Below are 8,970 nucleotides of genomic sequence, written 5' to 3'. Positions count from 1 at the left end.
GCTTTTACATAAGCATCTGCCCCAATAAATAGTGTGTAATAATCAAGAAAGAACAAAGTGGTGGGTCATAAAATGAAAATAGGTATCCTTGCAACGGGGATTACTCCCGATGAACTGCTGGGCACGTTTGGCTCTTATGCGGATATGTTTGTTCAGTTGTTTAACGAAGCAGACTGCAGCTTCGAATATGAAGTGTTTGATGTGCGCGAGGATGAATTTCCTGATAATGCCAGCGTGTGTGACGGCTGGATAATTACAGGCTCTAAGTTTAACGTATATCAGAACCTGCCTTGGATGCAAAAGCTCAAGGAGCTTATCCTGGAGATTCATGCTGAGAATAAACCGATGGTCGGCATCTGCTTTGGGCATCAGATAATTGCCGAAGCTTTTAACGGCAAAGTGGATAAATATGAAGGTGGCTGGGGTGTTGGTTTGCAGCGCTATGAGTTGACCGGTGAGTTTGACTTTATCCCATCAAGCGAAAGCGCATTTACCATTAATTCCATGCATCAGGATCAGGTAATCGACAAGCCCGCTAATGCGCAGGTATTTGCGACGTCTGACTTCTGTCAATACGCCGGCCTTATCTATGATGACAGGATACTGACCATTCAGGCGCACCCGGAATTCACGCTGGAATTTGAAGACGTATTGGTCAACGCGCGCAAAGGCACGGTTGTCCCTCTTGATGTAGCGGAGCAAGGCTTAGCCACACTGCGTCAGCCCGGTGCAGCCACTGATTCTTCTGAAGTAGCGCGCTGGATGGCGGCGTTTTTGAAGAGTCGGGCGCTGAACTAGCTGTTTTCCTTCACCTTGTATATCTTCTGGTAATAAGATTTCAGCGGTTGCTTACAGAATGTTTGAGAGGAGGTAAAGGCAGGTCTTATTGAATGTAGGGCACAAAAAAAGCGGATACTTTTCAGCTCCGCTTTTTTAATTGTATCGATATAGCCACATTAGTTTGAGTGCAGCAAGTTAGGCCTGCTAACTACTGGCTTAATCGCTGTTGATAGCAGATTGATCCAATACGCTTTGCGCGCCTGACGTGCTTCACGCTTAATTAGCTTGGTGTATTCCGTAGCCAAACGCAGGAAATAGTCCTTTTCTGGCTCACGGTAGGTAGGTACGAAATTTTTTCTGAATTCATCTAAACTGGTCATGGCGTTCTCTATAAGTCTGTCAGTGATTAGCTATCTGCATGAGTGGCTGAAAGTGCCCTCTATGTCAGGGTAGTCGTAAAATAGAAGTGCATTCTAGGGTTGATATTGCGTTGCAACAAGAGATCTTTTTTAACTGTTTAGATGAGATAAATTCATCATTAGAGGCTGCAGAATATGAGCCAGCCAAGCCTTAAGAAGACACCTTAGGTATCAAGTGGCTCCGGTGCCTAGGTTGATCTTTTTCATATAGTGCGCAAGTGCTTGATCTTCAAGATTACTGGATTGTGTAAGTGCGTTATAAACGCCAACCTGATCTTCCTTTTTACGTAGCTGTCCCAGTTTAAGTTTGCCTTCAATATGTGATAATTCGACCTTGAGGCCGACAATGCCCGGCAGCATCTTGTCTCTGAATTCATCGGTAATGATATTTTTTTCTAATAAAAGCCCCGGCTCATATTGACCAACCACCTGTTCAACTGCTTCTAACGTTTGTTTGCCGTCTAGCAGAGAGACGACGCCGTAGGCATGAACAGCCGCATAGTTCCAGGTAGGTACTGCAGGTGATTGAGCGTACCAACTGGGTGAAATGTAACTGTGCGGGCCCGAAAATATGATGAGTACTTCTTTATTATCGAGTTCTTTCCAGTGCGGGTTGGCTTTGGCACAATGGCTATACAGCACACCATTGTCGCCTTCATCGCGATGTAGAACAAAAGGCAGATGTGTACCGGTTAAGGAGTCGGAGACAATAACGCCAAAGCCAAACTCATTGATAAAATCGTGAGCGGTGGATAAGTCATCCATCTTCATATTACTCGGAATGTACATACTTCTCCTTATCGTTGACTCTCGATTATTGCCATTTTAGCCCTGCAAAAAACGAGCATGCGATCGGCAATAATCTATCTAATGGAATCATGTAGTTTATTATGTAGTTAATCAGGTGTTTTTTATTCAGCTTTGGATTGATAAATTAACAGTTACAGCCGGTTTGTACAGGTCCAGTATTGTAAGATCCTATAATGTAAAATCCTTTAGTGTAAGGTCGTATAGTGTAAGGTCTTATAGGAACATTATGGCAATGTTTTGACACACATTAGTCGGATGAGCCTTTTCTGCCAGAGAGATTTTTTAATCTGGAATGGTGATGATGTGTCATCGTGTTTTTAAGGGTCAATAGCATGTTATATCGTTTTGTATTGTTAAAAATAGCGACTCTCATTACTCTTTTTTTATTAGGTGGTTGTGCCGGTTTAGCTTTCGACGAAAACCTGCCAAGGCTTGCTTTTGCCGCCTCGGGTACTGATACGATCTCCCGGAGTATGCCAGTGATCGTCAGTGAGCGGCCACGGCATTCTTATAACCGCATCGGCCAGCCTGAAATTGTTAGTGAAGCCCAGCGAGTGACGCTTAGGATAAACCCAGCTAAGGCGGTGGTTTATACCGAGAAGCGTTTATTTGAAACCACCAATGGACAATACACAAATCTGATATACCGCCTGCATTTTGAAAAAGTCCCTTTTAGTTTGCTGCCGTTTAATTTAACCACGGGTAAGAATGTCGGTCTGTTACTGGTGGTTACACTTAACAGTCAGCAGCAAGCTGTTTTGCTCACTACGGTGCATACCTGTGGTTGTTATCTGGCGATACAACCAACGAATTACCTGCCTAAGTCGGCCTACCCTGATAACTGGAATACGCATCAGCAATCGGTTTATGGCGCTGTTTTGCCCGGCTTACTTCAACTGAGTGGAGCTGATGACGAAAAATTTGTTATTTATTTACAGGATGAAACACATCGGGTGAATCATATTGATGTGCTGCCATTAGATAAAGTGATAGCACAATATGCTGTACAGCCACTGACATTGAGGCCGATGAGTGATTTAGATAAGTTGCCTCGCTCTGCTGGGTCGGAATCTGGCGGGTCGGAGTCGGCGCGGTTTGAGTCGATGTTTGAGACTAGCGGAGCTGATACTGGTTATGTGCGTGGTGTATCTAAACCATTTGAGTTTTTGTTAGTGAGCTGGTGGGCACTCGACTCACGTGTCGGTGTGGATAAGCGTTACGGTATGCCAGGCGATGATGGCCCGAGTTTTTATACCAGCCTTAAGCCGTGGGCACGGCAAGCCTCGGATATGCGTGATTTTCCAGGCTTTTTGAATTATTGGGGATGGCGTTTATAGCCCTTAAACCTTTAAACCTTTAAACCCGAAAGCCCGAAAGCCCGAAAGCCTTTAAACCCGTAAGCCCAGCCCGTAAGCCAGAGGCCCGGGATAACGGGAATATTTGGTGTATTGGAAGTATTGGGTGTATTGGAAATATCGAAAGTATCGAAAGTTTTGATCTCGTCTTGTTGACGGTGCGTGCTTTCTGCTCTGTGTTTTATGCAAGGGTTACACGTTTAGCAATAAGTACTCGCGTTCCCACGAGCTGATTACTTTGTGGAAGGTTTCGAACTCTGCGCGTTTAACTCCGATATAAGCATCGATGAAACGCGACCCCATGATTTCCCGTAATTCAGGGCAATTTTCGAGTAGGCGCAACCCTTCTTCAAGAGAGCGGGCCAGTTCAACGCTGTCTCCCTCTTCGGCGGCGGCATCGTAGGTGGGTTTAGTCGGTTGTAATTTTTCTTTCATGCCCAGGTATCCGCACGCCAGACTTGCGGCTATTGCCAGGTAGGGGTTGGAGTCAGACCCTGGAAAGCGATTTTCAATCCGTGTGGCTTCGGCTTCCGATTTGGGAACGCGTAAGCCTGTTGTGCGGTTATCTATACCCCACTTCATATTGACTGGCGCGGCAATATCCGGTGCAAAACGGCGATATGAATTGACATTAGGCGCAAAGAAACTGATCGCACTCGGTGTGTATGTTTGCAGGCCACCGAGATAGTAATAAAACGCTTCGCTGAAATCACCTTTCTCTGTCGTAAAAATATTTTTACCGGTTTTAATGTCAATTAAGCTTTGATGTATGTGCATGGCGCTGCCCGGTTCTGACTGCATAGGCTTTGCCATAAAGGTGGCATATACACCATGTTTTAAGGCAGTTTCACGTAAGGTGCGTTTAAACACAAATACCTGATCGGCTAGTTTAAGCGGATCACCATGCAGAAAATTGATCTCCATCTGAGCAGCACCGGATTCATGAATCAGCGTGTCGATATCTAACCCTTGGGCTTCACAGTAGCTGTATAGCGTATCAATGATGGGATTAAACTCATTGACGGCATCTATGCTGTAAGACTGACGTGCGGTTTCGCGGCGACCAGAACGGCCTGTAGCCGGTTTGAGTTCGTAATCAGGATCTGTGTTCTTCTGGATAAGATAGAATTCTACTTCCGGCGCAATGACCGGTCGCAGGCCCTCTCTCTCGAAGAGTGCGAGTACTTTTCGCAGTACGGTTCGGGATGCGAGGGGGTGCAGTCCGCCCTGTGTATCATAGCAGTCGTTGATGATTTGGGCTGTCGGTTCAGCGGCCCAGGGAACGATTCTCAGGGTATCGGGGTCTGGCAGCAGAATCATATCGCGATCACTGGCATCAACGATGTCGTAATGGTTAGCTGCCCAGTCACCGGTGACGGTTTGAACCAGTACTGTTTCTGGTATGCGTCCGCCTTTCTCAGCGAGGAATTTTTTTGTAGGGTAAAACTTACCGCGGGCATTACCTGTCATATCTGCCAGGGTCGATTCAACTTCGATGATGGCGTTCTCTTTGAGGAACTTTTCTACGGCTTCCATAAATCACCTGTATGTGTCGTGCCTGAATGTTAATGCCGAATGTATAGCCCGTAACAGCAAGCCGTTTTTAATCGTCCCTATGATAAGCAATGTCAAACGTGCTGAGTTATTAACTTGTGTTATAAACCTGAATTATTACCCAGGGATTTTATTTGATTTTAAAAGCATTTTTGTGATTTTCATATAGCTATTTAATCATAGTTTATTATCAAATTAAGTGATTAAATCAGTGGTTTAAATGCTTTTTTCATGAGGCTTATACGTGGCTTTCAGGCTGTATTTTTTCTTTTAGACGAGGCATTGAAATGAGTGAGGCCGGGTATGAGTCGTCTTATTATGTTGATTCTGCAAACACAACAGCACAGTGCTGTGAATTTAACGATGAGTTAACAGGCGAAATCAGTAGCGATGTTTGTGTTATTGGCGCTGGCTATACCGGATTGTCTGCTGCACTGCATCTTGCCGAAAAAGGTTATAGCGTCACTGTGCTGGAGGCAAAACGTGTTGGTTGGGGTGCTTCGGGGCGTAACGGTGGCCAGGTATGTCCCGGTCATAATATGGATCACGAAACCCTGACGACGCAAGTAGGTGAGTTAGCCGCACAGGCACTGTGGGATATGTCTGTTGATTCAGTGGCGTTAGTAAAACAGCTTATTAAAAAGCACGATATCCGATGTGACTTGAAGAAAGGGGTGCTGCATGTCGCGGCAAAAAAGTTACATGTATCCTCTATGCAGGCATCGGTTGAGCATAAACAGCAGGTCTTAGGATATGAGGCTATTGGTTATGTGCCTCGGGATGAAGTGCAAAGCATGCTGGGAACGGATCATTTTTATGCCGGTGAGTACTGGAGTGAAGGTGTGCACCTGCATCCGCTTAACTATGCGTTGGGGCTTGCTGAAGCGGCCGTAAAAGCAGGTGTTCATATTTATGAAAATAGCCGGGTGTGTCATTATGAAGGCGGAAAAAATGGCCGGGTTAATACGGCCAGCGGTGTCGTCAAAGCACGCAATATTCTGCTGGCCTGCAACGGCTATCTGGGCAAGCTGGAGCCGCGTGTAGCCGCCAAAATTATGCCGATTAATAACTTTATGCTGGCCACTGAACCGCTCTCAGTGGAGCTATGTCGTCAGATTAATCGTGATGATGTCGCCGTTGCCGATTCGAAATTTGTGGTTAATTACTTTAGGCTTTCTGCAGATAAACGCTTGTTATGGGGCGGAGGCGAAAACTATACCACTCGCTTCCCTCAGGATATTCGCGGATTTGTGCGTAAATACATGCTGGACGTTTACCCTGAGCTGGCTGCTGTCAAAATCGATTACGCGTGGGGAGGGACGCTCGCCATTACACGCAATCGGATGCCGCATTTTGCACGGATAGATGATAATGTTTTTGTTGCTCAAGGATATTCCGGGCATGGGGTTGCGTTGGCCACCCTGGGCGGAAAATTGATGGCAGAAGCCGTCAGCGGTTCAAGCGAGAAATTTGATCTGTTTGCCAAAGTTCCAACGCCTGATTTCCCGGGAGGCACATTATTACGTTGGCCAGGGTTGGTGGTGGGTATGTTGTATTACTCTTTGCGTGATCGGTTCTTTTAGTAAAGAACAAACTAGTAGCGGAGCCGCATACTGATATCGTTTACAGATCCGGCGAGACTCTCTGATCTCGCTATTCAAACCCAGTCCAGGTGCCGTTTAAACCGGCGCAGTCATCCATTGAGTGCAGTGATTTGTCTCGTCCGTTGCCTGACTCCTTAAAGCCGCCAAACGGCACAGTCATATCGCCACCCAGGTAATTGTTGATTGCCATGCTGCCGGTTTGCACAGCGGCCGCCACTTTGTGAGCGGTATTGATTCTCCATTAATAAAAGCATAGCGTCGAAACGTGAGCGCTGCTGAGCTTTGACCAGTCTGGGGCGTTGTTTTGCTCATGAGAAATACCTAAAACCTGAATGAAGATTCGCTCTATGTTGTGTGTAAAAAAATAGCTTGCAATCACTATCATGTGGATTTATTTGATCTTTGTTAGGTAAGTAAAAGCTTAAGATAAGTTTAAAATATTTGAATTTAATAACCTGAATATAGGTTCATAATAGACAAATAGATAAATCTGAAAGCGCTTGGAGTTTGAAAGGGCTTTTTCAGAATTAATACATGGCTATGCCTAACTGCTGGCGACAAATGAGGTGACGAATGGATAAGAATAATGATGCTAGGGCGCTTTGCGGTTTGTCTCAGGCGCAACTGGATGCACACTGGATGCCCTACACAGGCAACCGGGAATTTAAGAAAGATCCACGTCTGATTGTTTCTGCACAAGGTAACTATTACACCTCAGCTGATGGTAGAAAAATATTTGATGGTCTTTCGGGTCTGTGGACTTGTGGTGCAGGGCATAGCCGTCCGGAAATTGCAGAAGCAGTGAGCCGTCAGATTAAAGAGCTGGATTATTCTCCGGCCTTTCAATACGGACATCCAAAGTCATTTGAGCTGGCGCATCGTATTACTGAATTAATGCCAGAAGGATTGAACCGTGTTTTCTTTACCGGTTCGGGTTCTGAATCTGTCGAAACTGCATTGAAAGTTGCCCGCGCCTATTGGCGCAAAAAAGGTATGGCAAGTAAAACACGCTTTATCGGTCGGGTTAAGGGCTACCACGGCGTTAACTGGGGAGGCGTAAGTGTCGGTGGTATTGTGGGTAACCGTGTACTTTATGGGCAGGGAATCGATGCGGTCCATTTGCCACACACTATGTTGCCAGAGAATCTGTTTACTAAGGGCATGCCGGAAACCGGCGCGCACTTAGCCAATGAGCTAGAAGCCCTGCTGGCACTGCATGATGCATCAAATATTGCGGCGGTGATTGTTGAGCCGTTAGCCGGTTCTGCTGGCGTGATTCCACCACCTGTTGGTTATCTGAAACGCTTGCGTGAAATCTGTGATAAGCACAATATTCTGCTTATTTTTGATGAGGTTATCACCGGCTTTGGCCGTATGGGATCTAATACAGGCGCAGAAGAATTTGGTGTTGTTCCTGACCTGATGACGGTGGCCAAGCAACTGACCAATGGCGTTATTCCTATGGGCGCTATGGTTGCTAAACAGGAAATTTACGACACCTTCATGCAAGAAGGCGGCGCAGAATACATGCTGGAATTGCCGCACGGTTATACCTATTCAGCACATCCGGTAGCCTGTGCTGCCGGCCTTGCTTCACTGGATATATTGGCGCAAGACAAGCTGGTAGAAAGAGTCAGAACTGTGTCCCCACAGTTCCAGGAAATGCTGCATAGCCTGAAGGGTACTAAATATGTCTCGGATATTCGTAACTACGGATTAGCCGGTGCGTTAACCATTGAATCTTCCCCTGGAGAACCGGCACTGCGACCTTTCCGGATTGCTATGAAGTGTTGGGAAAAAGGTTTCTATGTGCGTTGTGGTGGTGACACTATTCAATTGGGTCTGCCATTTACCGTTGAGCATGCAGAAATAGATAACGTAATTAATGCGCTCGGTGAGTCGATTAACGAACTTGCATAAGCTCGCAACAATAAAAATTGAGGAAAGAAGATGACAATTGTAGGCCATTTGATAAACGGTGAAATGCGTACCGATGCAGCACGTAGTCAGGATGTATTTAATCCAGCGACCGGTTTAGCCACGAAACAGGTTGCGTTGGCATCAAAAGAAACCGTAGAAGAAGCGATTACAGCAGCTCAGGCAGCATTCCCTGAGTGGCGTAATACACCGGTTGGCAAACGTGCCGCGGTGATGTTTCGCTTTAAAGCGTTATTAGAACAAAACGCGGATAAAATCTGCGAAATGATCGGTGAAGAACACGGTAAAATAAGCCATGATGCAGCAGGTGAGTTGCAGCGTGGTATTGAGAATGTCGAGTATGCTTGCGGTGTTGCCGAGCTACTTAAAGGCGAGCACAGCAAAAATGTTGGCCCGAATATCGATTCATGGAGTGAGTTTCAACCCTTAGGCGTTGTGACCGGTATTACGCCGTTTAACTTCCCTGCCATGGTGCCGTTGTGGATGTATCCGATGGCGATTGCCTGCGGT

9 protein-coding genes are annotated in these 8,970 nt (G+C 46.1%); 5 read left to right on the top strand and 4 right to left on the bottom strand.

The genetic code is table 11. The features are described 5' to 3' along the window. Positions 1-72 precede the first annotated feature (72 nt). Entirely contained in the window at positions 73-798 is a 726-nt protein-coding gene (locus ABY436_RS17355; RefSeq protein WP_372740189.1) for a glutamine amidotransferase, read from the top strand. Between the two features lie 158 nt (positions 799-956). Here the strand turns inward: ABY436_RS17355 and ABY436_RS17350 are convergent, their stop codons facing one another. Continuing rightward, positions 957-1,160, bottom strand: coding sequence for a hypothetical protein (locus ABY436_RS17350; RefSeq protein ID WP_372740188.1), 204 nt, complete (start codon positions 1,158-1,160; stop codon positions 957-959). Positions 1,161-1,370: 210 nt separating this feature from the next. Beyond that, positions 1,371-1,988, bottom strand: a complete 618-nt coding sequence (locus tag ABY436_RS17345; protein WP_372740187.1) for an FMN-binding negative transcriptional regulator — start codon at positions 1,986-1,988, stop codon at positions 1,371-1,373. 353 nt (positions 1,989-2,341) lie between these two features. Between ABY436_RS17345 and ABY436_RS17340 the strand changes: the two genes are divergently transcribed. Continuing rightward, positions 2,342-3,346, top strand: coding sequence for a hypothetical protein (locus ABY436_RS17340; RefSeq protein WP_372740186.1), 1,005 nt, complete (start codon positions 2,342-2,344; stop codon positions 3,344-3,346). 210 nt (positions 3,347-3,556) lie between these two features. Here ABY436_RS17340 and ABY436_RS17335 read toward each other — a convergent pair whose 3' ends face one another. Next, on the bottom strand, positions 3,557-4,900 hold the full coding sequence (locus ABY436_RS17335) for a glutamine synthetase family protein (RefSeq protein WP_372740185.1): 1,344 nt from the start codon (positions 4,898-4,900) through the stop codon (positions 3,557-3,559). A gap of 305 nt (positions 4,901-5,205) precedes the next feature. Here ABY436_RS17335 and ABY436_RS17330 point away from each other — a divergent pair, with 305 nt between their 5' ends. Then, positions 5,206-6,501 (top strand): NAD(P)/FAD-dependent oxidoreductase, encoded by a 1,296-nt coding sequence (locus tag ABY436_RS17330; protein WP_372740184.1) that lies wholly within the window; start codon positions 5,206-5,208, stop codon positions 6,499-6,501. A gap of 70 nt (positions 6,502-6,571) precedes the next feature. Here the strand turns inward: ABY436_RS17330 and ABY436_RS17325 are convergent, their stop codons facing one another. Further along, on the bottom strand, positions 6,572-6,757 hold the full coding sequence (locus ABY436_RS17325; RefSeq protein ID WP_372740190.1) for an aldehyde dehydrogenase family protein: 186 nt from the start codon (positions 6,755-6,757) through the stop codon (positions 6,572-6,574). Positions 6,758-7,095: 338 nt separating this feature from the next. Between ABY436_RS17325 and ABY436_RS17320 the strand changes: the two genes are divergently transcribed. Both ABY436_RS17320 and ABY436_RS17315 read left to right on the top strand, forming a co-directional pair. Further along, positions 7,096-8,442, top strand: coding sequence for an aspartate aminotransferase family protein (locus ABY436_RS17320; RefSeq protein ID WP_372740183.1), 1,347 nt, complete (start codon positions 7,096-7,098; stop codon positions 8,440-8,442). Positions 8,443-8,472: 30 nt separating this feature from the next. Further along, on the top strand, positions 8,473-8,970 hold a 498-nt coding region (locus ABY436_RS17315), incomplete at its 3' end, for an aldehyde dehydrogenase family protein (RefSeq protein WP_372740182.1).

Source organism: Neptunomonas sp. (assembly GCF_041601355.1).
Lineage (GTDB): Bacteria > Pseudomonadota > Gammaproteobacteria > Pseudomonadales > Balneatricaceae > Neptunomonas.
This window is presented reverse-complemented; position numbering and strand designations above follow the sequence as displayed.

Excerpts from the sequence above, each read along its gene's own strand:
- ABY436_RS17355 (WP_372740189.1), top strand. The coding sequence starts at position 73 with ATGAAAATAGGTATCCTTGCAACGGGGATTACTCCCGATGAACTGCTG.
- ABY436_RS17350 (WP_372740188.1), bottom strand. The coding sequence starts at position 1,160 with ATGACCAGTTTAGATGAATTCAGAAAAAATTTCGTACCTACCTACCGT.
- ABY436_RS17345 (WP_372740187.1), bottom strand. The coding sequence starts at position 1,988 with ATGTACATTCCGAGTAATATGAAGATGGATGACTTATCCACCGCTCAC.
- ABY436_RS17340 (WP_372740186.1), top strand. The coding sequence starts at position 2,342 with ATGTTATATCGTTTTGTATTGTTAAAAATAGCGACTCTCATTACTCTT.
- ABY436_RS17335 (WP_372740185.1), bottom strand. The coding sequence starts at position 4,900 with ATGGAAGCCGTAGAAAAGTTCCTCAAAGAGAACGCCATCATCGAAGTT.
- ABY436_RS17330 (WP_372740184.1), top strand. The coding sequence starts at position 5,206 with ATGAGTGAGGCCGGGTATGAGTCGTCTTATTATGTTGATTCTGCAAAC.
- ABY436_RS17320 (WP_372740183.1), top strand. The coding sequence starts at position 7,096 with ATGGATAAGAATAATGATGCTAGGGCGCTTTGCGGTTTGTCTCAGGCG.